A 23709-nucleotide genomic window follows, 5' to 3' on the forward strand; every position below is an offset into this window, starting at 1 on the left:
AGCAAAGCGTCCGAGCCAGGATGGCGAGGCCGACCGCCATGGATGGCGGCCTTCTTTGCGATCAGCCGGGCCATCCCTGACCTGGCACAGGTTTCAGCTAACTGCTGCTGTCAGGAAACTCCTGAATGGTGACCGGCAGCGTCAGTTTCTGATCGTTTCGCAGTACCTGCACATCAATCACTGAGCCCGGGCGAATTTCTGCCACCTGATCCATGGTCTCCTGCGCGGAGATGGCCGGCTTGCCATTAACGCTGAGCAGCACATCGTTGGCCTGAATCCCGGCTTTATCCGCTGGCCCATCTGGCGTGACCACGCTGACAATAATGCCCTGAACCCGATCCAGATTGCTGCCCTGTCCATGCAGCGGCGGCAGCTCACGCCCGGTAATGCCGATATAGCCGCGGATCACCCGACCATCACGAATCAGCTTATCCATGATTTTCGAGGCTAAAACGGTTGGAATGGCGAAACCAATCCCTTCCGGGGTTTCACCATCGCTACTTTTATCGAAGGTCAGGGTGTTAATGCCCATCAGCTCGCCAAGCGAGTTAATCAGCGCGCCGCCGGAGTTACCCTGATTAATTGACGCATCGGTCTGCAGGAAGTTCTGTCGGCCTGATGAACTTAAGCCAACCCGGCCCGTGGCGCTGATAATGCCCTGCGTGACCGTCTGACCGAGGTTATAGGGGTTGCCGATCGCCATCACCACATCCCCGATATGCGCCTGGCGATTTGGATTGATGGGGATAACGGGCAGGCCGGAGGCCGTAATCTTCAGTACCGCCAGATCGGTCATGCCATCGGAACCCACCAGCGTCGCTTCAAAGAAGCGGCCATCCTGAAGCGCCACGATAATTTGATCGGCATTATTGATCACATGCTTATTGGTAAGGATGTAGCCTTTTGCATTCATGATGACCCCTGAACCCAGGGTCGTGATGCCACGGTTGTTGTTGCCGTGGGCGCTACGGTTGTAAACGTTCACAACGGCAGGCACGGCGCGGCGCACCCCTTGATTGAAGCTAAAGGGCGTTTCGTCTGTAATATTTTCGTGGTTATAGAGGGCGTCGCTGCCCATACGCAGTGCAGGCAGTGCTGCGAGCAAAATACCCGCCACAATCAGGCCCAGCACCACGGCACGCAAAAGTTTAAGAAACATGGTGTTAAATTACGCCAGGGGAGATCGCAGGGGAGAATAGCATGAGAGCGGCGGACACACACGCGCTTGTGTCCGCCGTAATGCGAGGTTTATCTCAACAACAGATAGATACTTTCATCGCCGCGCACCACATTCAGTGCCAGTACCGGCGGTTTCCCTTCCAGTATTTTACGCATTTCAGCAATGGTCTGAACCCGGTTGCGGTTAACGCCGATAATCACATCATCTTTCTGCAGACCAACCTGTTCAGCCGGTGTGCCTTTTTCGATGGTATCGACCTTCACGCCTTTATCACCGGTTTTAGTCTGTCCATCACTCAGGGTTGCGCCCTGAAGCGCGGGTGACATCAGCTGTGCGCTGGCGGTGGTCTGTGCGCTCTGCTCCAGCGTAACGGTAACCGTTAACGGCTTACCTTCACGCAGCAGGCCAAGCTTAACCTGTTCACCTGGCGGCGTGGTTCCCACTTTGACGCGCAGCTCAGCGAAGCTGGTAATCGGCTTATCGTTGATCGACGTAATGATATCGCCTGACTTCACGCCCGCTTTCTGCGCAGCAGATTGCGGCAGGACTTCAGAGACAAAGGCGCCGCGCTGCGCATCGACATTGAACGCTTTAGCCATATCGGCTGTCATTTCAGTGCCTTTGATGCCGAGCTGACCGCGCTTCACTTCACCAAATTTAATCAGCTGCTGCGCGAGGTTCATCGCCATATCACTCGGGATAGCAAAGCCGATACCGATGTTACCGCCGCTGGAGGCGAGAATCGCGGTGTTGATACCGATGAGTTCGCCGTTAAGGTTGACCAGCGCACCGCCTGAGTTGCCACGGTTGATCGCGGCATCGGTCTGAATAAAGTTTTCCAGCCCTTCCAGGTTCAGGCCGCTGCGGCCCAGTGCGGAGATAATACCGGAGGTGGCCGTCTGTCCCAGACCGAACGGGTTACCGATAGCTACCGCGAAATCACCCACTTTCAGCTGGTCAGAGTCCGCGACTTTCACCTGCGTAAGGTTTTTTGCGCCCTGAATCTGAATCAGCGCGATATCGGTCTGCTCATCATGGCCAATCAGCTTGGCTTCATATTCACTGCCGTCGCCAAGCTGTACGTTGATTTTATCCGCACCGTTGACCACGTGATTGTTGGTGAGCACGTAGCCTTTCGCGGCATCGATGATCACGCCAGACCCTAAACCTTCAAACGGCTGTGGCTGACTATTTCCGCCAGGCATCTGACCAAAAAAACGCTTCAGCGGTTCAGGAATATCCTGAGCCTGTGCACCCGAATCAGTGCCTTCCACATGCACACTGACCACGGCAGGTAACACTTTCTCCAGCATCGGTGCCAGACTCGGCAGCGGCTGGCCCGCAATTTGTGCTGGCAGCGTTGCCATCGCGTCTGGCGCGGCGGCAAGGCTCATCCCAATACTCAGGGCTAATGCGCTAAACAGGCGTGCTTGTTTTTTCATTGCTACAACGCTCTCGCTGCAAAAGGTGGGAGGAATTAATAAGTGTGACAGTCGTTTGCGGTCAGGGTTCGCAAAAACAGCGGGCGCAGACAGGCTGCGCCCCAAAAAGATTAGTCGCGGGCAGGGCGCTCGCCACGCAGTAAACCGGATGCGCCTTCAGAATAGTCGCGCGGCATCTGCACCGGCACCTGATCGTTGTCCGCTTCGGCTTCAGTCAGCTGATAGGCAAACGGATTTTTCTGGCCAGGCAGATTCGGCAGCAGGTCATTTGAGCCTTTTGCCATGTGCTGATAGAGCTGACGATAATCACGCGCCATGTTGTCCAGCAGCTCCGCGCTCTGCGCGAAGTGGTTGGTCAGCTCTTCGCGATAATCCGCCAGCTCCGCTTTCGATTTTTCCAGCTCGTACTGCATGCTGCGCTGCTCACGCAGCTTTTTGTTGCCAAAACGCATGGCGACTGCGCCGACAATAATACCTACCACTAAACCAATTAGCCCGTATTCCCAGGTCATAATGACTCCCGTGTTATTTCCATTGTTCCGTAGGGCATTGCACCATTTCAATAATAGTCACTATACCCGTTAATCTAATGGATGTGGAACTCTGGAGCAGCATGGCTTAGTGTAGAACGGCCTTTTTTTCAGCAACCGTGGTATGAATCAGACACCATTCAGGGACTTTGAAACAACAATGCAAACCTCAACTCCGCTTGCACGCTATGAGCAGGCGCTGTCGCAGGGCGAATTCAGGCCCGATGACGTACAACGTGAAGCGATTACCCGTTTAGACGCGCTGCAGCAGGCGCTGGTTGCCCGGCAACAATCCGCCGCGCCTGCCACATCCGGCCTGCTGGGTCGCCTGTCAAAATTGATCGGTAAAGAGAAAATCGAGACGCCACAACCGGTACGTGGACTCTATATGTGGGGCGGTGTCGGTCGCGGTAAAACCTGGGTCATGGATCTCTTTTTTCAGTCTATTCCTGGCGATCGCAAACTGCGTCTGCACTTCCACCGCTTTATGCTGCGGGTGCATGAAGAGCTGACGCAGCTTCAGGGGCAGAGCGATCCGTTACTGATTATTGCGGACAAATTCAAAGCGGAAACGGACATCCTCTGTTTTGATGAATTTTTTGTCTCCGATATCACCGATGCGATGCTGCTGGGCACGCTGATGGAAGCGCTGTTTGAACGCGGTATTGCGCTGGTGGCCACCTCGAACATTCCGCCTGATGATCTCTATCGCAATGGTCTGCAGCGCGCGCGCTTCCTGCCTGCCATCGAGCAGATCAAACGTCATTGTGATGTGATGAATGTGGATGCCGGTATCGACTACCGGTTACGCACGCTGACCTCCGCGCACCTGTGGAACTCTCCGCTGAACAAAGAGACGCACGCTGAAATGGCGCGGATGTTTAAAGCGCTGTCGGGCAGCCAGCCTGAAGATGCGCCGGTACTGGAAATTAATCACCGCCAGATGCCGACGCTGGGCGTCAGCGAGGGCGTGCTGGCGATTAATTTCACCACCCTGTGTGGCGAAGGGCGCAGCCAGCATGACTATATTGCGCTGTCGCGCCGTTTTCACAGTGTGCTGCTGTATGACGTGCCGGTGATGATCTACAAAACCGAAGATCAGGCACGGCGTTTCCTGGCACTGGTCGATGAGTTCTATGAACGGCATGTGAAGCTGGTGGTCGCGGCAGAAACGTCACTGACCGAGATTTATCAGGGTACGCGGCTGAAGTTTGAATACCAGCGCTGTTTATCGCGACTTCAGGAGATGCAGAGCGAAGAGTATCTGCGCTTACCGCACCTGCCGTGAGAATAATCGGGATAAATACCGAAATAGGGTTCGATTTTTGTAACCGACTTCTCTATAATCTTGCGACCCCACGTTACAGCAAAGGATTTTTTTCCCAAATCCTCTGTGTTCCAGTAACTCTATCCGAAGGGGTGGCTTGCTGGTCAAAATGGTCGTGTGAGCCTCATTCGTTTACTTAAGCGTTTGGGATTTCACCAACGTGTAACTTAATTTGGGTAAGCTTTTCGATGAAAACTTTTACAGCTAAACCAGAAACCGTCCAACGTGACTGGTTTGTAGTTGACGCAACGGGCAAAACTTTGGGTCGCCTGGCGACTGAACTGGCGCGCCGTCTGCGTGGTAAGCATAAAGCGGAATACACTCCGCACGTTGATACGGGTGATTACATCATCGTTCTGAACGCAGAAAAAGTTGCTGTAACCGGCAACAAGCGTACTGACAAGATCTACTATCACCACACTGGCCACATCGGTGGTATCAAACAGGCGACCTTTGAAGAGATGATTGCTCGCCGTCCTGAGCGTGTGATTGAGATCGCGGTTAAAGGCATGCTGCCGAAGGGCCCGCTGGGTCGTGCTATGTACCGTAAACTGAAAGTTTACGCAGGCAACGAGCACACCCATGCGGCACAGCAACCGCAAGTTCTTGACATTTAATCGGGATTAAAGGCAATGGCTGAAACTCAAAACTACGGCACTGGTCGCCGCAAAAGCTCTACCGCTCGCGTATTCATTAAGCCGGGTAGCGGTAATATCGTAATTAACCAACGTTCTCTGGAACAGTACTTCGGTCGCGAAACTGCCCGCATGGTAGTTCGTCAGCCGCTTGAGCTGCTGGACCTGGTTGGTAAATTCGATCTCTATGTCACTGTTAAAGGTGGCGGTATTTCTGGTCAGGCTGGTGCGATCCGTCACGGTATCACCCGCGCTCTGATGGAATACGACGAATCACTGCGTGGCGAGCTGCGTAAAGCTGGCTTCGTAACGCGTGATGCGCGTCAGGTTGAACGTAAGAAAGTCGGCCTGCGTAAAGCACGTCGTCGTCCTCAGTTCTCCAAGCGTTAATTGTTTGCAGCTCCGGCTGCGGCAATTGGCTCAAAAAACCCGCTTCGGCGGGTTTTTTATTTTCTGTCTTCCCATTAACGCCCCGCGAAAACCGTAACGCCGCGCTCAATTTACCTGCAAAAATTCATTCCACGCCCACAAGCAGCCTAAAATCTGGTAAACTGTGTGTCACTTTGCGCCCGCAGGCCGGTGCGTTATGCGCCTCCCCAATGTCGGGGCGTCAGTATCTACGGCGCGGCTAACCAGGTTGCGTGCGAGTTCGATAAGCAAGTGAGTCGCCGTGTGGTTGGCTATTCGCAGTATCTTTTTGTGAACAAACTTGGAGGTTTTCATGGCTGTCGCTGCCAACAAACGTTCGGTAATGACGCTGTTTTCTGGTCCTACTGACATTTTCAGCCATCAGGTACGTATCGTCCTGGCGGAGAAGGGTGTCAGCGTAGAGATCGAGCAGGTCGAAATGGATAACCTGCCGCAGGATCTGATTGACCTCAATCCGTATCGCACGGTACCGACGCTGGTAGATCGTGAGCTGACGCTGTATGAATCACGCATCATCATGGAATATTTAGATGAGCGCTTCCCGCATCCGCCACTGATGCCGGTTTATCCGGTTGCCCGTGGTGATAGCCGCCTGATGATGCACCGCATCGAGCAGGACTGGTATAGCCTGATGAGGAAAGTAGAGAACAGCAGCGGTCAGGAAGCGGAAGCGGCACGCAAGCAACTGCGTGAAGAGCTGCTGGCTATCGCGCCACTGTTTGGCCGTACGCCTTATTTCATGAGCGAAGAGTTCAGCCTGGTTGATTGCTATCTGGCTCCGCTGTTATGGCGTCTGCCGTCAATGGGTATCGATTTGATCGGCTCAGGTTCTAAAGAGCTGAAAGGTTACATGAATCGCGTATTTGAGCGTGACTCCTTCCTCGCTTCATTAACTGAAGCTGAACGTGAAATGCGGCTGCAAGCCCGGGCTTAACGTATGGAAATGTCGCAACTTACTGCACGTCGTCCCTATCTGCTGCGCGCCTTTTATGACTGGTTGCTCGACAACCAGCTGACGCCGCATCTGGTGGTCGACATTAATCTGCCGGGTGTGCAGGTGCCGCTGGAGTATGCGCGCGATGGTCAGATTGTCCTGAACATTGCGCCACGTGCTGTCGGTAACCTCGATCTGGCAAACGATCAGGTGTCGTTCAACGCCCGCTTTGGTGGCGTTCCTCGCCAGGTTAACGTGCCGATGGCGGCGATTCTGGCAATCTATGCGCGTGAAAACGGTGCCGGGACGATGTTTGAACCGGAACCGGCTTACGAGCTGGGCACGCATGAGGCGTCAGAGGGTCAGGAAGAGACCATGATGTCGGTGATTGATGGTGATCGTCCTGACGATGCCAGCGATGACGAGACACCGCCTGATGACGATCCACCGCCACGTGGTGGACGACCTTCACTGCGCGTAGTGAAATAGCAGTGACATAACAGTGAATACCCGTCCATCCGACGGGTATTTTTTTGCCTGTCAGCCATAAAAAAATCCGGCTGCCTGCGCAAGCCGGATTTTTTCAGCAGACCATCGCGATCAATAGACGTCGCGCAGGTAGCGCTTCTCTTTCTTCAGCTGATCGACATAGTCAGCAGCACGCTCGGTGGAGAGGCCACCAAACTGGCGAACCACTTCATACAGCGCATTATCTACATCCTTCGCCATACGCGATGCATCGCCACAGACATAGAAGTAAGCCCCTTCCTGCAGCCAGGCATACAGCTCAGCGCCCTGTTCAAGCATCCGGCTCTGCACGTAGATCTTCTTCTCCTGATCGCGTGAGAAGGCGAGATCCAGACGCGTCAGCAAGCCATTATCGCGCCAGGCAAGTAATTCATCCTGATAGATAAAGTCATGTTCCTGATGCTGATCGCCGAAGAACAGCCAGTTTTTCCCCTGCGCGCCGGTTGCCTGGCGCTCCTGCAGGAAGGCACGGAATGGCGCGATGCCGGTACCCGGTCCCACCATGATCAGCGGTGCGCTGTTGTTGGCAGGCACGCGGAACGATTTATTGGGTGAGATAAAGATGGCGGGCTTCTCACCGCGACGCACACGCTCAGCCAGATAAGTTGAGCAGACGCCACCGCGATTACGGCCACCACTGTGATAGCGCACCGAGGCAACGGTCAGATGCACCTGGTCAGGATGGGCTTTAGAACTGGATGAAATAGAGTAAGCGCGATGCTGCAGCGGACGCAGCAGCGCGACAAACTCGGGTACCGCCAGCGTGAGCGTCAGCTCAAGCTGCAGCAGGTCAAGGGTATCTTTGCCCCACAGCCACACGCCCAGCGCATCTTTATCATCATGCTGTAACACATGACGCAGCTCCTGGTTGGTGGTGTTCTGCCCGACCCATTCGATTAACTTGCGTGACGGCTCTGAGATCTCAAACTGATAGGTCAGCAGGTCGCCAAGGCTGCGATCAAAGCCGGGCACCGGCGTCTCGTAGTCTGCGTTAAGCTGGGTCAGCAGCAGGCTGACCAGCGACGGCTCGTTGACCGGAATCACGCCCAGCGCATCGCCCGCTTCATACTTCAGGCCGCTGTCAGACAGGTCGAACTCGAAATGACGAATATCTTTGGCTGACTGCTCGCCTGACAAACGCTTGTTGGTGATCAGCGCGGCGGCGTATGGATTGGATTTGTTGCTGCCTGGAATGACTGGCGCTTCAGGCGCGCTTTCCAGCACGGTGCCGCTGCTGCCCGCGCTGGCGGCAAACTGTGGCATTGAGCTGTTCAGCCACTCGCTGGAAGGCTCCTCAAAATCGATATCACAATCGATACGATCAACCACGCGTTTCGCGCCCAGCTGCTCAAGGCGCATATCAATGAACTTACCCGCCTGACAGAAGCCATCGTAGCCGGTATCGCCAATCGCCAGCACGGCGAAATGCATCTGCTCCAGACGCGGTGCGGTACTGGCAGAGATCGCGTCCCAGAACAGCTGCGCGTTGTCCGGCATTTCACCTTCGCCATAGGTCGAGGTGACGATCAGTACATGGCGCATGGTGGCAAACACGTCGAGATCGACATCGCCCAGCGCCTGAACCACCGGCACCAGACCTTTAGCGCGCGCAGACTTCGCTGCGGTCTGCGCCAGTGCTTCAGCATTGCCGGTCTGTGAGCCATAAAGAATGTGCAGTTGCGTCGTCGCGGCTGCGCCTGTGCCCGCGGCGGGTTGCTGCTTGTCTTCTAATACCAGCAAACGGGAGTGCAGACCCGCAAGAAAGCCAGCCAGCCAGTACTTCTGATCGCCATTAAAAGGTGCATCTTCTGGAATATAAGGAATTTTCATGGGTACTTTTACTCAATCCCGTTCTCGCCCGTCATCAGTGGCATTGTCCGGTGTGAAAGCGGTTCCGCTTTCCCGCGCCGCAGCGTGTGCGACAGGGGAGAGCGGTGCTGCATCTGTCCGGTACAACGATTAATCCGGGCAATGATCAATTAATAATATTCAGTTCAGCCTGATCAGTATCACTGTCAGGAGAGTTTACCCACCGCAGCGGCGATTTCCGGCAATGCCGCACGTGCAAACAGCTCTTCAAAGTCAGGCAGGTGACCCAGCACTTCCCGGTTACAGGCATCCTGATACATGATCCAGCCGTAGGTTGCCAGACTGTCCATGGAGCGGATGTTACGTTGCGTCAGCGCCGCTTTGTAATCTGACATGCGTTTGGTACCAATCAGACTCGCCAGTTCATCATCGCTATAGCTCTCGATGGCGGAACGGGCATGACGCTGCAGCTTGCTTATCAGCGAAAAGTCTTCCGTCATCAACAGATTACGGACCGCTTTTTCAACTGCCGCATCTTCAACCGGGGTGCCTTTCGGTAATTTCCCCAGCGCCAGCTGCTGGGCAAAGCTCAGCACGGTGTAGTTGTTGAGCAGGACAAACATTTCCAGCGTATCGGTCGCGCCATAAGCCGGTACGGCACCGTTGGCGATGGTTTTACCCTGACGCCATGCGGCTTTAAACTTCGCCACCTGATGGCCTGCCAGCGCTGTCGACAGCTCTTCGAGCAGATCTTTGCGGCTCTTGGCTTTCAGAATCTCGCCGCCATCCTGATAGAGCAGCAGCGAACGCGGCATCACGTAAACAAAGTGGTGGCACTCCGTTTCCCAGTTCTCCAGCAGCCAGGCGGCACGCGGTGATTTGGTCGCCTCCAGATGCCAGTTCAGCATGGTCAGTACCGCCTGCTTGTGCACCTGGGCCATCTCATCCTGATCGGCAATCGAGCCGAACTGCACCGAATCACCGGCAGCATGGCTGGCCAGCGATCCATAGGGGTCGTACTGGTAGGCGAAGCCGCCGCTCATGCCGTTGCCAAATCCTTTACCAAAGGTGCCCAGGTTAAGGATGGCGCCGTTGGTCATATATTCGCAGCAGAAGTCACCGACGCCTTCAACCACAGCGGTGGCACCGGAGTTACGCACCGCGAAACGGTCACCGGCCTGGCCCTGCACGAACAGACGTCCGCCGGTCGCGCCAAACAGTGCAAAGTTACCAATCAGCACGTTGCCATCGGCATCCTGCGCGCCGCCACCAGGCGACATCACGATCAGTTCGCCGCCACACTGTCCTTTGCCGACACCGTCGTTACAGGTGCCGTAGTGAGTCAGCTGCATGCCATCGTTGCAGAAGGCGCCAAACGACTGACCGGCAGAACCGGTGGTGGAAATTTTTACGCTCTCAGGGGCCAGATAGCGACGACCGCGATCGTCGGTCATTACGGCAGGCATCGCCTGCAGCTGCTCAGAACTCAGCTGATGGTTCAGCATCCGCTCAATATCGATGGCCAGCTGGCCGCCGACACTTTTGTTTCGGTTATTCAGCACGATGTTGTTGCCCAGAGTGACGTCAGGATTTCCCTGATCCACCAGCGACAGCTTCAGTTGCTCAATCCAGACATCATCCAGCTCAAAATCTTTTTCCAGATAAACCGGCTTGTCGATTTTCAGCTCAGGCACCACGGTAAGCATGGCGCGTAAGTCGAGCTTGCCCACTTCCAGCGGGTGATCCATCAGGTGCAACAGGTCAGAGCGACCGCGTGCCTCACGCAGGGAACGCAGGCCCATACGCGCCAGGATTTCACGCACTTCATGCGCCACGTTGAGGAAATACTGCGCCAGCTGACGCGGATCGCCATCAAACGCTTCGGCATTCGTGGTTAAGCCAGCCGGGCACTTAACGTTACAGTTCTTCGCCATCACGCATTTCAGCATCATCAGCGCTGTCGTACCGAACTCAAAGCTGTCGCCGCCCAGCAGCGCAGATTTCACCACGTCGCTGCCGGTCTGCTGTGCGCCAGAACAGCGCAGCAGCACTTTCTCACGCAGGCCATTAGCGCACAGCGCCTGGTGGACTTCAGCGATGCCGATTTCGGCCACGCGTCCGGTATATTTCAGGCTGGTCACCGACGCAGCGCCGGTACCGCCGGTGTTACCCGCAACGTTAATCACGTCTGCACCGGCTTTGGCTACGCCAACCGCGATGGTGCCGATCCCTTCAGACGAGACCAGCTTGACGATAACGCGCACCCGCGCGGCTTTGCAGTCGTGGATCAGCTGCGCCAGATCTTCGATGGAATAGGTGTCGTGGTGCGGCGGCGGTGAGACCAGCTCGACGCCAGGCGTACCGCCACGCGCAGCAGCAATCTCGACGGTAACTTTGGCCGCCGGTAGCTGGCCGCCTTCGCCAGGTTTCGCACCCTGACCAATTTTGATCTCCAGCTCTTCCAGCATCGGATCTGCCAGATAGGCAGCCCAGACGCCAAAACGGCCCGAAGCCAGCTGTTTGATGCGTGAGGCACGGATGGTGCCGTGACGGGAGTAATGCTCGCCGCCTTCACCACAGTTACTCATGCCGCCGACCATATTGGTGCCGTGCGCGACCGCTTCATGAGCGGGAGCCACCAGCGCACCGTGGCTCATCGCCCCGGAGGCAAAGGTACGGGTAATTTCACAGGCTGGCTGCACTTCGCTCAGCGGCAGTGAGGGCAGGGTGGTGAAGATACGTGACAGATAATCGGCCGCTTTACCGTAAGCGGTCACTTTCAGACCGCCAGTCACCACTTCGCTGCTTTCAATATCGTCACCGAAGCGGGATTTCAGGGCGCGAGACAGGTTCTGCAGGCGTTCGCTCTCAGGCTTCAGTCCTTCAATCGCATCGGTCAGACGCAGCATAAAGTGATTCAGGCTGCCATCTACCGCTTCACACTCCATGCCACGAATGGCAAAGCCGTTGTTGGTCAGCGAGTAGCGTCCCAGCTTGCGACGGAACTCCGCTTCGCTGTCGATGTGGGTCAGGTCAGCCGGGAATGTCAGGATGTCGCGCAGGGCCGCCGGGCGACGTTTACGCTCTTCATACATCAGGCTTGAGAACTGACGGTAATCAGCAGTAATCGCGAAATTATTGATCACCTCATCCGGGATGCGCTCAAAGCTGCTGTCTTTAAAGGTCTCTGGCTTGATGCCAAACGCATTATCCAGTTTAGCCAGCGTCATCAGGCGGATGAAGTTGTCCTCTTCGCGCGCTTTGTCAGCAAAGCGAATCGGCTCTTCGGTCATATCGATAAAGGTCCGCACGGCGATGGTGCCGTAGGAGTGACCTGCGCCTTCTGCACGCTCTTTGAAAAGACCCAGCAACGGAACTTCAGATTCGCCCTGAATCTTCAGTGCGCTCTGGTGCCAGTCAACGGCCATCTGCGCGATGGTCGCGAAGCCTGCGCCGCCCACCGGCGTTTTGATATTCGGGAAATACTTTTTCAGCACCGGGTCATCGGTGTTGAGGAAGTTAGGCTCAAAGAACTCGCCGCTGCTGTAGCTCTCAACGGTACAGAGGCCCACTTTGCCCATGGTTTTCATCAGTGCTTTTTCAGCCGCTTTGGCATAGCGCTTAAAGGCTTTATTACCTTCTTCACCTTCACCAAATTTCTCCTCTGCGCGCATCTGTACGCCCAGCGGATAGATAGCCGACGCCCCAAAGCCAAGTGTGGCGGCAATGTGGTGCGAGGAGATGCTCTGGCCGCTTTCAACTACCAGAGAAACATCCAGACGCAACCCTTCCTTTATCAGGCGCTGGTTGATGGCGGAAACCACCAGCAGCATCGGGATCGCGGCGTGCTTTGAAGAGATATGGCGATCGGTAAGTACGGCGATGCCACCCTGGGTACGGGCAAAATCAACCACCTGTTGCGCCAGGTCATCAATCGCTTTTTCCAGGGCATTCGCGTTCGCGGTGGTGCTCAGCAGATCTTTGCCGATCACCGGCTCATAGAGCATCTCAAAGCGGGCATAAGGTGCGATGGTCTGCTCGCGTAAACGCAGCATATCAAGGTGGCTGAGAATCGGGGTCGGCACCACAATCTGACGGCCTTTGCTGCGGCCCAGATGGGGTTTCGCCCCCAGCGCGACACGCAGCGTCATGCCATCCACTTCGCGGATAGAGTCCAGCGGCGGGTTGGTGACCTGAGCAAAGCGCTGAGAGAAGTAGTGCGCCATGCCGCCTTCATGATCGGATAAGCCGTTGATGGCGTTGCCGTAACCCATCGCGGAGATCTTCTCTGCGCCGGTATTCAGCATCGGATCCATCATGAACTTGAAGCTTTCCTGGTTGTAGTAGTAGGCAACAAAGCGCTGATACGTTTTCAGATCGCCACGATAACGCAGCGGTGAACCCTGTTGTTCTGCCGGGATCTCGGGCAGATCGTCAAGTCCGACGCGCGCTTCACGCAGCAACGCCGGATAATCTTTCTCTGCGGCCAGTTTTTCCAGCGCCTGCAGCGTGGTATAGCTGCGTTTTTCACGGTGATCGAAATAGAGCATACCGCCCGCTTCGATACGCCCACGACGCAACACGCTTTCAGGTGGGAAGGCGATCTGGCCCGCTTCTGACATCGCACCGATATAGTCAGCGGTTTCCACTGAACGCAGGGGACGCAGACCAAGACGATCAAGACGGGCGCCAATCACTTCGCCATTACCAAAGATTAAGGCAGCAGGGCCGTCGTTCTTCTCTTCATACAGCGAGAAGTACTCCAGCATGTCACGCACTTCTGGCGACAGCGCGCTGTCGTTTTCCCAGGCGGGCGGCATCATCGACACCACGGCGGTGATCAGATCGAGGTCATCTTCCATCAGACGGCTGTGGATGCTCTGATCCAGGCGCGAACTGTCGGACTGGCCTTTAGGCCGCACGATTGTCTTGCCACGGGCCAGTGCCAGCGCGGACTCAGCGATGCGGTTTTTACGGTCAGTGTTCAGTTCGCCGTTGTGCGCCATCAGGCGGAACGGCTGCGCCATCGTGGTATGGGGATCGGTGTTAGTGGAGAAGCGGGTATGGAAAAACAGCCCGCGCACCTGATGATCAGGATCGGTCAGATCTTTGAAGTAAGGGATCACTTCATTGGAATTCAGACGGGCTTTGAACACCTGCGTGCGTGACGACAGCGACAGCGGATAAAGGCCGCCAAATTCGCTTTCGGTGAAAGCTCGGGCTTCAATGGTTAACAGGGCACGGTAGATGCGTTTTTCGAAGTCGTTCTGATCCACCACATCCTGTGGCGCAGTGAAAATCCACTGCAGAATCGGTAACTGGAACTGCGCGGCTGCCGGACGCGTCACGCTGCTGTCGAGCGGCATGTCACGTTTCATGAGTACCGGCAGACCAAAGCTGCTGAGGGTTTCATCCACCAGACGTTCGGCATTCGCACGCAGCTCAGCATCTTTCGGCACAAAGAAGTTACCGACACCAAAGCGTCCCGCTTCCAGCGGCTGGCCGGTAATCTTGCGGAAGAATTGCAGCGAAAGATCAACGTTGACCCCCGCGCCATCACCAACGCCTTCCGCTGACATGCCGCCGCGGTGAGGCACCGTACACAGGGCGCTGTGCGCCATCTGCAGAATCTCGTGGGTCTGCTCGCCGTCCTTACGCGTAATGAAACCTACACCACAGCTGTCACTGCCTGCTGTCGGATCATACAAGCCATAGGATTGAGGTTTTTTAGTGGACATTGAGGGTCTCCTTAAACTGCTTTGACATTACCTGCACTGTTTCAGGGTCTGAGCGCAACGGGGGCGCTATCATTTTCATCGCCATGCTCTGTCGAGCGCGCGTCATAGCCCTGAGCATTTCTCTCCAGACATCGGTAAAACGTCCTTAATTGAGCTGCTCTTTGATTTCCGGTCTCTTAAAGGAGATGACTTAAACCACGCGGGAGTCTTCTTGTTGCATAGATATGCCGAGACAATGGCCCGTCTGGAAAGCTTTCAGCGGATTTCCAACTTATCGGGAAAGCGTAATCAGGTCAAATAGGGTGGTCAGACGGGATTATCAGGCGTTTTATCTGCTTAAGGCTATGAATTTAATTATTTTTATGGTTTAAAATGTATCACTCTGGTGCCAGGAGACAGGCCGATAAATGTGAACTGACTCACTGTAGTGCAGGCGTCAGATCTCTGCACCATGCTGGTGACAGGGTCTTTGGCAGCATTAAATGCTGTTCAGCACCCATGATGCATAGCATGTATCTGTTTTTCTTATGTCCGGCTATTTGAATGAAACCACGGTTGGTTATAAGAAAAATTAATCAGCATGGGCATGCTTAAAACAGCATTAAAGATGAATGGGTATGCATATAAAAGGGTGTGCCTGCGCAACAGGACGCTGCCAGGATATTGAAAAAAGGCCGTACAGAGGAATCGATGATTCGCTGGCGGCCTTACAGATTATTCATTTGGCACAGTCAGTCAAGGGTTTTAACCGCTTTGTCCTTAACGTCGCCGATCGGCGAGGCTGCTGCACCATAAAAGCGCATTTGATCCCTTATCTCCACGCGACGTGCTGCGACGGCAGTGGGGTAACTGCGCTATTATGAGGCTGTTTCTCTTCCAGGGAGTTGTTATGAAACAAATTCGTCTGTTGGCGCAGTACTACGTTGATTTAATGGTGAAGCTTGGACTGGTGAGGTTCTCGCTGCTGCTGGCGTCTGCGCTGGTGGTGCTGGCGATGATTGTCCAGATGGCGGTCACGATGGTACTGCGGGGCCATGTCGAGAGTATTGACGTGGTGCGTTCGGTCTTCTTCGGGCTGTTGATCACGCCCTGGGCGGTCTATTTTCTCTCGGTGGTGGTCGATCAGCTGGAGGAGTCACGGCAACGACTGGCACGGCTGGTGGATAAGCTGGAAGAGATGCGTACCCGCGATCTGGAACTCAATCAGCAGATGAAAGAGACCATTACGCAGCTGAATCAGGAGATCAGCGATCGTAAAAAGGCGGAGCTGGCACGCGAACAGGTGATGGATAAGCTGCGTGAAGAGGTAACGCGTCGTGAGCAGGCACAGATTGAGCTGGAACAGCAATCCTCCTTCCTGCGCTCCTTCCTGGATGCCTCGCCTGACCTGGTGTTCTATCGCAACATCGATAAACAGTTCTCCGGCTGCAACCGCGCGATGGAGCTGCTGACCGGCAAAAGCGAAAAGCAGCTGATTGGCCTGACGCCGCGCGATATCTATGATGACGAAGCGGCCACTAAGGTGCTGGAAACGGACGAGAAGGTGTTCCGCCACAACGTCTCGCTGACCTATGAACAGTGGCTGCAATATCCCGACGGACGCAAAGCCTGCTTCGAGATCCGTAAAGTGCCTTACTACGACCGTGTGGGTAAGCGCAGCGGATTGATGGGCTTTGGCCGCGATATAACCGAACGTAAGCGCTATCAGGACGCGTTAGAGAACGCCAGCCGGGAGAAGACCACCTTTATCTCTACGATCAGCCACGAGCTTCGTACGCCGCTTAATGGCATTGTCGGCCTGAGCCGCATCCTGCTTGACACCGACCTTAATCAGGAACAGCTGAAATACCTGAAAACTATCCACGTCTCCGCTATCACGCTGGGCAACATCTTCAATGATGTGATTGAGGTGGACAAAATCGAGCGCCGTAAAGTGCAACTGGATAATCAGCCGCTCGACTTCACCGGTTTCCTGGCCGATTTAGAAAACCTCTCCGGTCTGCTGGCACAGCCGAAAGGGCTGAAGTTTGTGCTCGCGCCGCAACTGCCGCTGCCGCATATGATCTCGACCGATGGAACGCGTCTGCGCCAGATTCTGTGGAACCTGATTGGTAACGCCGTGAAGTTCACCCAGCAGGGCGAGATCGTGGTGCGGGTAACCTATGAGCAGGACGAGACGCTGCGCTTTGAGGTGCAGGACTCCGGCATGGGTATCCGTCAGGAGGAGCAGGACAAGATCTTCGCTATGTACTATCAGGTCAAAGATCAGCATGGCGGTAAACCCGCAACCGGTACCGGCATCGGGCTGGCAGTATCACGCCGCCTGGCGCAGGCGATGGGCGGTGATATCCGCGTGCACAGTGCGCCGGGACAGGGGGCATGCTTCACCGTAGAGATCAAAGCGCCACGCATTGCTGAAGAGGTGGAGGATGAAGGCGTGGACGACAGCCTGCCACTGCCTGCGCTGCACGTGCTGCTGGTTGAAGATATTGAGCTTAATGTGATCGTGGCGCGCTCGGTACTGGAGAAGCTGGGCTGCAGTGTGGAGGTCGCCATGACCGGCAGCGAGGCGCTGGCGATGTTTGACCCGCTGGAGTTTGACCTGGTGCTGCTGGACATTCAGCTGCCCGATATGACCGGGCTGGATGTCTCACGTGCGATTCGCCAGCAGTACCAGGGTACGCATCTGCCCCCGCTGGTTGCTCTTACCGCCAATGTCCTCAAAGACAAAAAAGAGTACTTCGATGCGGGAATGGATGACGTGCTTAGCAAACCGCTGGCAGTGCCGGCACTCACTGCGATGATTAAAAAGTACTGGGATTATCAGGCAGAACCGGAAGAGGAGATCGCTGATGTCAGCGATGACAAAACCCGGATGCTACTAGATGTCGCGATGCTCGAACAGTATATCGAGCTGGTTGGCCCCAGCCTGATTACCCAAAGCCTGACGATGTTTGAAAAGATGATGCCGGACTACCTTGCGGTGCTGGAATCGAATCTGATGGCGCGCGATCAGAAAGGCATTGCTGAAGAGGGGCACAAAATCAAAGGGGCGGCGGGTTCGGTCGGGCTGCAGCGTTTGCAGATGCTGGCGAAACAGATCCAGAGTCCGGAGTTACCGGCGTGGTGGGACAATGTGGGTGAATGGATTGATGAGCTGAAGCATGAATGGCGACACGATGTGCAGGTATTACGCGACTGGGTGGCAGAGCAGGATAAGTGATACCCCGGAAAAAATGACCCCAGCCGAGGCCGGGGTGCGCGAAATACTGCGCCAACACCAGGGAAATCATTGCGGCCGCTATGATTTGAATAATTAATGCAGCCGCAGGGTATTGGTTAACACTGTCATCACCTTAGCAAATTCATCTTCTCATGCGACAAGATTCATTAAAATTTGTGATATTGAGCAGCGTTTAAATACAGAAAACATTAATTTGGCAACACAGTCAAGTAAGGAATTAATTTCTGTGCGGTGTTGCTGTTATTTTAATCATTTTTACGCTTTTTCGTGTAGTTTTAACGCTGCCGGGCAGGGAAGCAGAGGCTGAACAGCACCAAAGTGAGCCCGCGTTAACATTTGCCTTTTAAGTGAGGCTAACGCGCTGATATTGCAAGCGCGCTGCCTGAAATGACACGAATTATCCAAAACGATTTGGAATGATAAAAAAGAATCTAAAACTTTGTGCTTCTGCCGTTCTGCCTTCAGGGTTATTGCCGAAAGGAAATAGTGCCGTTCTGGCAACCTGTGACGCCATTAAGCGCTGTTTATTTATACGTTATAACGATAATTCTGATTAACCTTTGGGCTCAGCAGGATTAAGAAAAAAATAACAGTTAAGCATGGTAAATGATTTGTGCGGGTGCTTATTACTCATTATTAAGTGTTTATCTGGAAAGAGGCTAAGCAGTGGCAATGAATGGAACCGATTCCTTTTTTGCGGAAGTACTTGAACTATTTCGAACTGTTGCAGCATGTTGATGCAAAATGATTGAATAAAGTCTGGAAACAGCCAGTCAGTTTTCAGCGATAATCGTAAAAAAGCTGCTTTTTTAGCAGTGATTACATGAGTGATTGATTAACGTCTGAAACAAGTGTGGGAAGATTGCATGAACAAGCATAAAGGAAGCGTCGGGCAGCGTATCAGACGTATTGTTGGTCGTATCGTACTGGTGTGGCTGGGAATATGGCTGGCGGGCATTTTACTCTTTTCGTTCTTACCCGTACCGTTCTCAGCGGTGATGGCTGAACGACAGATTGGAGCCTGGTTACGCGGAGATTTTAGTTATGTCGCCCATTCAGACTGGGTCGGCCATGACGAGATTTCGCCCTGGATGGGGCTGGCCGTTATCGCTTCAGAAGATCAAAAGTTTCCCACCCATTGGGGCTTCGATGTGGCGGCGATTGAGTCTGTACTGGATAACAGCGATAGTCGGATGCGTGGGGCGTCCACGCTGTCTCAACAGACGGCGAAGAATCTGTTCCTCTGGGATGGCCGCAGCTGGGTGCGTAAAGGTCTGGAAGCGGGTCTGACGGTAGGAATTGAAACGGTCTGGACGAAGCGGCGTATTTTAACCGTCTATCTCAATATTGCGGAGTTCGGGCCCGGCATCTTTGGCGTTGAGGCGGCTTCTCAGCGCTACTTCCATAAGCCTGCCAGCCGGCTGACCGCAGCAGATGCTGCCTTACTGGCAGCGGTGCTGCCTAATCCGATACGTTATCGTGCTGCTGCACCCTCAGGCTACGTCAGAGAGCGGCAGCAGTGGATACTGCGTCAGATGCGCCAGCTTGGCGGAGAAGGCTTCCTGCAGCGTAATCAGCTCGACTAAGCGTTAATCTTCATCGAAACCCGCTTCAAATAACTCAATGACCGCTGCCAGCGCCGGGATCTCCTCCGGGCCGCTGGCCTCAATCTCAATGTGGCCGCCTTTTGCCGAGTCGAGCATCAGCAGCGCAATCACGCTGCTGGCTTCGGCTTCAGTGCCCGCTTCATTGCGCAGTAGTACTTCGGCATCAAAGCTCTGCACCAGCTCAAATAACTTCATCGCCGGACGTGCATGCATACCCAGCTTATTTTTGATTTCTACAGTTTGTCTGACGGTCATGATTTGCGCTTTTCCAGCGTACGATGGCGTGACTGCACATTCTTACCCCGTGAACGGAAGTAATCTGCCAGCTGTTCTGCAATATAGACTGAGCGGTGTTTACCGCCGGTGCAGCCAATCGCCACGGTAAGATAGCTACGGTTATTGGTCTCCAGCATCGGCAGCCAGAGTTCAAGGTAGCTGCGCGTCTGGTAGATAAAATTATGCACTTCAGTGTGGCGATCAAGGAAGGCCGCCACAGGGCGATCGAGGCCGGTCATCGGGCGCAGTTTGGGATCCCAGTGGGGGTTGGGCAGAAAGCGCACGTCAAATACATAGTCAGCGTCAATCGGGATGCCATGCTTGAAGCCAAACGACTCAAACACCATGGTCAGCTCACGTTCACGCTTGCCCAGCAGGCGGGTACGCAGCATCTCGGCCAGCTCATGCACCGACATCTCTGAGGTGTCGATGATCAGATCGGCACGCGAACGAAGTGGCTCCAGCAGATCGCTCTCTTCATCAATCGCACTCTCCAGTGAGAGGTTTTTGCTGGAGAGGGGATGCAGACGGCGCGTATCGCTGTAACGACGTATCAGGGTGTTGCGATCGGCGTCGAGAAACAGCAGCTGAGGGGAAAATGTGTCAGGCAGATTATTCAGTGCGGTTTCAAAAATTTCCGGGGATTCAGGCATATTACGCACGTCGATGCTGACCGCCGCCGAAATATTGCGCTCTGCCAGCGAGTTAGCTAACTCAGGCAGCAGCACGACCGGCAGGTTATCAACGCAGTAGAACCCCATATCTTCCAGCGCACGGAGCGCCACTGACTTCCCCGAGCCTGAACGACCGCTAACGATCATCAGCACCATGACCTTCTCTCCCGTTTTAAAACCGGCACCCGGCCGGTAAAGACGCGTTACTGCTCCGACTGGACTTCCGTAATAATGGCATAGAGCTCTTCATCACTCTGCGCTGCGCGCAGACGACGGCAAACCGTTTTATCTGCCAGACGCTTTGCCACCAGTGACAGGGTGTGGAGATGTGTTTTGCACTGGTCAGCCGGGACCAGTAAGGCAAACAACAGATCGACCGGCTGGTTGTCGACGGCATCAAACGCAATCGGCTGTTCGAGGCTGATAAAGACCCCAACCGCGCGCAGCGTATCCTCTTCCAGCTTGCCGTGCGGGATGGCTATCCCGTTTCCAATACCGGTACTGCCCATGCGTTCGCGGGTCAGGATCGCTTCGAAAAGCGTCTGGTGCGGCAGGTTGAGCTGCTTAGCGGCCAGTTCGCTGATAATTTCCAGCGCACGTTTTTTGCTCTGGCAGTGGACGCCGCTGCGGGTGCAGTCTGGCGAAAGCACTGTGCTCAATTCCAGTGTGAGATCGTTGTTCATTATCGTTTCACTTGCGTGTTCACCAGGCCATTCACCGCCAGCGCGTATTGACGCGTGTGACAAACGGCGCCTGCTCAGATGACAAAACGGGGCGGATTATCCGCCCCATCCTGTCGGCTCTGCGCGCCAGGCGCGCGTCGCTAGCGTGAAGGTTAGTGTTTTTTCAGTTTATCTTTGTGTTTGGTCAGCTGACGGGTGAGCTTATCGATCAGTCCGTCAATGGCCGCATACATATCTTCCGCTTCGGATGTGGCGTGCAGCTCGCCACCATTCACGTGTAGTGTTGCGTCAGCCACCTGTGTGACTTTCTCAACCTTCAGGACAATATAGACCTGATTGATATGTTCAAAATAGTGTTCCAGTTTGGCAAATTTACCGTTGACGAATTCACGCAGAGGTGGAGTGATTTCAACGTGTTGCCCGGTCAGGTTCAGCTGCATAGGTCTTCCTTCTCATTTCTTTCAAACCAGTTGTTTACGCTGGTTCGATGGCGGGATGGATAAAGACTCACGATATTTGGCGACGGTGCGCCGTGCCACCATGATCCCCTGATCAGATAACATGGAGGTCAGTTTACTGTCGCTCAAGGGTTTGGCTGGATTTTCCGCCGAAATTAATTTTTTCACCAGGGCACGAATCGCGGTAGAGGAGGCTTCACCGCCACCTTCCGTATTAACGTGACTGGAGAAAAAGTACTTCAGTTCAAAAATGCCTCGTGGGCTGTGCAGATACTTCTGCGTGGTAACGCGGGAGATGGTCGATTCGTGCATCTCAACGGCCTGGGCAATATCCGCCAGCACCATCGGGCGCATAAATTCTTCACCCTGCTCGAAAAAGGCCTGCTGCTGCTCAACAATACAGCGCGTCACTTTCAGCAGGGTATCATTGCGGCTTTCCAGGCTCTTAATCAGCCAGCGGGCTTCCTGCAGATTACTGCGAATGAACTGGCTGTCGCTGTCGTTCCGCGTCGCGCCGCTCATTGCCGCATAGTGCTGATTGATCTTCAGGCGTGGCACGCTATCGGCATTGAGTTCAACCGTCCAGCGGCTGCCGACTTTACGTACCAGCACATCGGGAATGACATATTCTGGTTCGCCGGTGTTGATCGACTGACCCGGACGCGGGTCCAGCGACTGAATCAGCAGCATCGCCTCTTTCAGCACCTCTTCTTTGAGGCGTGTGACCCGCATCAGGCTGCGGAAGTCGTGGTTTGCCAGCAGATCGAGATGTTCGCTGACGATCAGGCGCGCCTCTGCCAGCATCGGCGTTTCGGGCGCATATTGTGAAAGCTGCACCAGCAGGCAGTCACGCAGATCGCGCGCGCCGACACCAATCGGGTCAAAGCGCTGGATGCGTTTCAGCACCGCTTCAACTTCATCCGCTTCGAGCTCATCATCACCGATGCTGTCAAGGATCTCTTCAAGCGAAACGGTGAGATATCCGGTGTCATCTATAGCATCGACAATAGAGGTGGCAATGGCGCGATCGGTATCGCTGAACGGCGTCAGTCCGACCTGCCACATCAGATAATCCTGCAGTGACTGGGTCGTCTCGCCCTGATAAACCGGTAACTCATCATCCTGGTAATCGGTGCCGGTGCCGGAAGGCGTGCCCGCGGTGTAGATCTCATCCCAGGTCGCATCCAGCGGCAGTTCATCAGGCATCTCTTTCTGCTCAAGCGCTTCGCGTGTATCCAGCGCCTCGGCCTCTGAAGACTCCCGTGAATCGATCTCTTCATGCAGGTCAGTCTGCTCAAGCAGCGGATTACTTTCCAGCGCAAGCTGAAGTTCCTGCTGGAGTTCAAGCGTAGAGAGTTGCAGCAGGCGAATCGCCTGTTGCAATTGCGGAGTCATTGCCAGCTGTTGGCTGAACCTGAGTTGTAAACCTTGCTTCATAGACAGGATGATCGTTCCCAGGTAAACATCGGTATTAACGACACCTTATCAGAGTCTGAACTCTTCACCCAAATAAACCCGCTTAACCTGCTCATCCGCAAGAATTTCATTCGGTGTGCCGTGTGCGATCAGGTGCCCCTGACTGACGATATAAGCCCGCTCACAGACCGCTAACGTTTCGCGTACGTTATGGTCGGTAATCAGCACACCGAGGCCGCTGTCACGCAGATGCTCAATGATCTTCTTAATGTCGATAACGGAGATGGGGTCAACACCGGCAAAAGGTTCATCCAGCAGGATAAATTTAGGATTAGCCGCCAGCGCCCGCGCAATCTCAACACGACGTCGCTCACCACCCGAAAGTGCCTGGCCCATGCTGTCGCGCAGGTGCTCAATGTGAAACTCTTCCATCAGTTCACGGGCGCGATCCTGGCGTTGCTCTTCGGTCAGATCGTCACGGATCTGCAAGACCGCCATCAGGTTATCGTAGACGCTGAGGCGACGGAAGATCGATGCCTCCTGCGGCAGATAGCCGATGCCACGACGCGCACGGGCATGCAGCGGCAGGATGCTGATATCTTCATCATCAATAATAATGCGGCCAGCGTCACGCGGCACAATGCCCACCACCATGTAAAAGGTGGTGGTTTTACCGGCACCGTTCGGGCCCAGCAGGCCGACAATCTCGCCGGATTTTACCTGCAGGCTGACATCTTCTACCACGCGACGGCCCTTATATGCCTTCGCCAGGTTTTCTGCGATTAATGTGGCCATAGCT

18 protein-coding genes are annotated in these 23709 nt (G+C 54.7%); 7 read left to right on the forward strand and 11 right to left on the reverse strand.

Features of this window, described 5'->3' with window-relative positions; all coding sequences use genetic code 11:
- Positions 1-97 precede the first annotated feature (97 nt).
- The 3 genes from degS to zapG form a co-directional block, all read right to left on the reverse strand.
- Positions 98-1159 (reverse strand): outer membrane-stress sensor serine endopeptidase DegS, encoded by a 1062-nt coding sequence (degS, locus tag FOV68_RS15285; RefSeq protein ID WP_010251964.1) that lies wholly within the window; start codon positions 1157-1159, stop codon positions 98-100.
- 89 nt (positions 1160-1248) lie between these two features.
- Positions 1249-2622 carry a serine endoprotease DegQ gene (gene degQ / locus FOV68_RS15290; RefSeq protein ID WP_031591997.1) on the reverse strand — a complete coding sequence of 458 codons (1374 nt, stop codon included), beginning with the start codon at positions 2620-2622 and terminating at the stop codon, positions 1249-1251.
- Between the two features lie 110 nt (positions 2623-2732).
- Positions 2733-3134 carry a Z-ring associated protein ZapG gene (gene zapG / locus FOV68_RS15295; RefSeq protein WP_003848291.1) on the reverse strand — a complete coding sequence of 134 codons (402 nt, stop codon included), beginning with the start codon at positions 3132-3134 and terminating at the stop codon, positions 2733-2735.
- 178 nt (positions 3135-3312) lie between these two features.
- On the opposite strand from zapG, the gene zapE reads away from it, so the two are divergent.
- The 5 genes from zapE (at position 3313) to sspB (ending at position 6966) form a co-directional block, all read left to right on the forward strand.
- On the forward strand, positions 3313-4440 hold the full coding sequence (gene zapE, locus FOV68_RS15300) for a cell division protein ZapE (protein WP_031592001.1): 1128 nt from the start codon (positions 3313-3315) through the stop codon (positions 4438-4440).
- Between the two features lie 227 nt (positions 4441-4667).
- Positions 4668-5096, forward strand: coding sequence for a 50S ribosomal protein L13 (rplM, locus tag FOV68_RS15305; protein ID WP_008925400.1), 429 nt, complete (start codon positions 4668-4670; stop codon positions 5094-5096).
- A 15-nt stretch (positions 5097-5111) separates the two neighbouring features.
- A complete protein-coding gene (gene rpsI / locus FOV68_RS15310; protein WP_008925401.1) occupies positions 5112-5504 on the forward strand; it encodes a 30S ribosomal protein S9 in 393 nt (130 codons plus the stop codon).
- A gap of 331 nt (positions 5505-5835) precedes the next feature.
- Positions 5836-6477, forward strand: a complete 642-nt coding sequence (gene sspA / locus FOV68_RS15315; RefSeq protein ID WP_009092481.1) for a stringent starvation protein SspA — start codon at positions 5836-5838, stop codon at positions 6475-6477.
- A 3-nt stretch (positions 6478-6480) separates the two neighbouring features.
- Entirely contained in the window at positions 6481-6966 is a 486-nt protein-coding gene (gene sspB, locus FOV68_RS15320) for a ClpXP protease specificity-enhancing factor (RefSeq protein ID WP_010251939.1), read from the forward strand.
- Between the two features lie 111 nt (positions 6967-7077).
- Here the strand turns inward: sspB and FOV68_RS15325 are convergent, their stop codons facing one another.
- Complete coding sequence (locus FOV68_RS15325) at positions 7078-8835, reverse strand: sulfite reductase subunit alpha (protein ID WP_143991156.1); 1758 nt, start codon at positions 8833-8835, stop codon at positions 7078-7080.
- 185 nt (positions 8836-9020) lie between these two features.
- Positions 9021-14552, reverse strand: a complete 5532-nt coding sequence (locus tag FOV68_RS15330) for a glutamate synthase-related protein (protein WP_143991157.1) — start codon at positions 14550-14552, stop codon at positions 9021-9023.
- A gap of 889 nt (positions 14553-15441) precedes the next feature.
- Between FOV68_RS15330 and arcB the strand changes: the two genes are divergently transcribed.
- The gene (gene arcB, locus FOV68_RS15335) at positions 15442-17775 is read left to right on the forward strand and encodes an aerobic respiration two-component sensor histidine kinase ArcB (protein ID WP_143991158.1); all 2334 of its coding nucleotides are present in this window, start codon (positions 15442-15444) and stop codon (positions 17773-17775) included.
- 887 nt (positions 17776-18662) lie between these two features.
- Complete coding sequence (gene mtgA, locus FOV68_RS15340) at positions 18663-19382, forward strand: monofunctional biosynthetic peptidoglycan transglycosylase (protein WP_010251926.1); 720 nt, start codon at positions 18663-18665, stop codon at positions 19380-19382.
- Between the two features lie 3 nt (positions 19383-19385).
- Here the strand turns inward: mtgA and npr are convergent, their stop codons facing one another.
- The 6 genes from npr to lptB form a co-directional block, all read right to left on the reverse strand.
- Complete coding sequence (gene npr / locus FOV68_RS15345) at positions 19386-19658, reverse strand: PTS phosphocarrier protein NPr (RefSeq protein WP_010251923.1); 273 nt, start codon at positions 19656-19658, stop codon at positions 19386-19388.
- On the reverse strand, positions 19655-20509 hold the full coding sequence (rapZ, locus tag FOV68_RS15350; protein WP_010251920.1) for an RNase adapter RapZ: 855 nt from the start codon (positions 20507-20509) through the stop codon (positions 19655-19657). Before rapZ ends, npr begins: the two co-directional genes overlap by 4 nt.
- A 47-nt stretch (positions 20510-20556) precedes the next feature.
- Positions 20557-21036, reverse strand: a complete 480-nt coding sequence (ptsN, locus tag FOV68_RS15355; RefSeq protein ID WP_010251916.1) for a PTS IIA-like nitrogen regulatory protein PtsN — start codon at positions 21034-21036, stop codon at positions 20557-20559.
- 152 nt (positions 21037-21188) lie between these two features.
- Complete coding sequence (gene hpf, locus FOV68_RS15360; protein WP_010251913.1) at positions 21189-21476, reverse strand: ribosome hibernation promoting factor; 288 nt, start codon at positions 21474-21476, stop codon at positions 21189-21191.
- 21 nt (positions 21477-21497) lie between these two features.
- Positions 21498-22931: an RNA polymerase factor sigma-54 gene (gene rpoN, locus FOV68_RS15365; RefSeq protein ID WP_031592007.1), complete on the reverse strand. Its 1434-nt coding sequence runs from the start codon at positions 22929-22931 to the stop codon at positions 21498-21500.
- 48 nt (positions 22932-22979) lie between these two features.
- Positions 22980-23705 (reverse strand): LPS export ABC transporter ATP-binding protein, encoded by a 726-nt coding sequence (gene lptB / locus FOV68_RS15370; RefSeq protein WP_003851107.1) that lies wholly within the window; start codon positions 23703-23705, stop codon positions 22980-22982.
- Between the last annotated feature and the right edge of the window lie 4 nt (positions 23706-23709).

Source organism: Pantoea sp. paga (assembly GCF_007558755.1).
In the GTDB taxonomy this organism is placed as follows: Bacteria; Pseudomonadota; Gammaproteobacteria; order Enterobacterales; family Enterobacteriaceae; genus Pantoea; species Pantoea agglomerans.

Excerpts from the sequence above, each read along its gene's own strand:
- hpf (WP_010251913.1), bottom strand. The coding sequence starts at position 21,476 with ATGCAGCTGAACCTGACCGGGCAACACGTTGAAATCACTCCACCTCTG.
- FOV68_RS15330 (WP_143991157.1), bottom strand. The coding sequence starts at position 14,552 with ATGTCCACTAAAAAACCTCAATCCTATGGCTTGTATGATCCGACAGCA.
- zapG (WP_003848291.1), bottom strand. The coding sequence starts at position 3,134 with ATGACCTGGGAATACGGGCTAATTGGTTTAGTGGTAGGTATTATTGTC.
- sspA (WP_009092481.1), top strand. The coding sequence starts at position 5,836 with ATGGCTGTCGCTGCCAACAAACGTTCGGTAATGACGCTGTTTTCTGGT.
- mtgA (WP_010251926.1), top strand. The coding sequence starts at position 18,663 with ATGAACAAGCATAAAGGAAGCGTCGGGCAGCGTATCAGACGTATTGTT.
- FOV68_RS15325 (WP_143991156.1), bottom strand. The coding sequence starts at position 8,835 with ATGAAAATTCCTTATATTCCAGAAGATGCACCTTTTAATGGCGATCAG.
- sspB (WP_010251939.1), top strand. The coding sequence starts at position 6,481 with ATGGAAATGTCGCAACTTACTGCACGTCGTCCCTATCTGCTGCGCGCC.
- zapE (WP_031592001.1), top strand. The coding sequence starts at position 3,313 with ATGCAAACCTCAACTCCGCTTGCACGCTATGAGCAGGCGCTGTCGCAG.
- lptB (WP_003851107.1), bottom strand. The coding sequence starts at position 23,705 with ATGGCCACATTAATCGCAGAAAACCTGGCGAAGGCATATAAGGGCCGT.
- rapZ (WP_010251920.1), bottom strand. The coding sequence starts at position 20,509 with ATGGTGCTGATGATCGTTAGCGGTCGTTCAGGCTCGGGGAAGTCAGTG.
- rplM (WP_008925400.1), top strand. The coding sequence starts at position 4,668 with ATGAAAACTTTTACAGCTAAACCAGAAACCGTCCAACGTGACTGGTTT.
- ptsN (WP_010251916.1), bottom strand. The coding sequence starts at position 21,036 with ATGAACAACGATCTCACACTGGAATTGAGCACAGTGCTTTCGCCAGAC.
- rpsI (WP_008925401.1), top strand. The coding sequence starts at position 5,112 with ATGGCTGAAACTCAAAACTACGGCACTGGTCGCCGCAAAAGCTCTACC.
- degQ (WP_031591997.1), bottom strand. The coding sequence starts at position 2,622 with ATGAAAAAACAAGCACGCCTGTTTAGCGCATTAGCCCTGAGTATTGGG.
- rpoN (WP_031592007.1), bottom strand. The coding sequence starts at position 22,931 with ATGAAGCAAGGTTTACAACTCAGGTTCAGCCAACAGCTGGCAATGACT.
- npr (WP_010251923.1), bottom strand. The coding sequence starts at position 19,658 with ATGACCGTCAGACAAACTGTAGAAATCAAAAATAAGCTGGGTATGCAT.
- arcB (WP_143991158.1), top strand. The coding sequence starts at position 15,442 with ATGAAACAAATTCGTCTGTTGGCGCAGTACTACGTTGATTTAATGGTG.
- degS (WP_010251964.1), bottom strand. The coding sequence starts at position 1,159 with ATGTTTCTTAAACTTTTGCGTGCCGTGGTGCTGGGCCTGATTGTGGCG.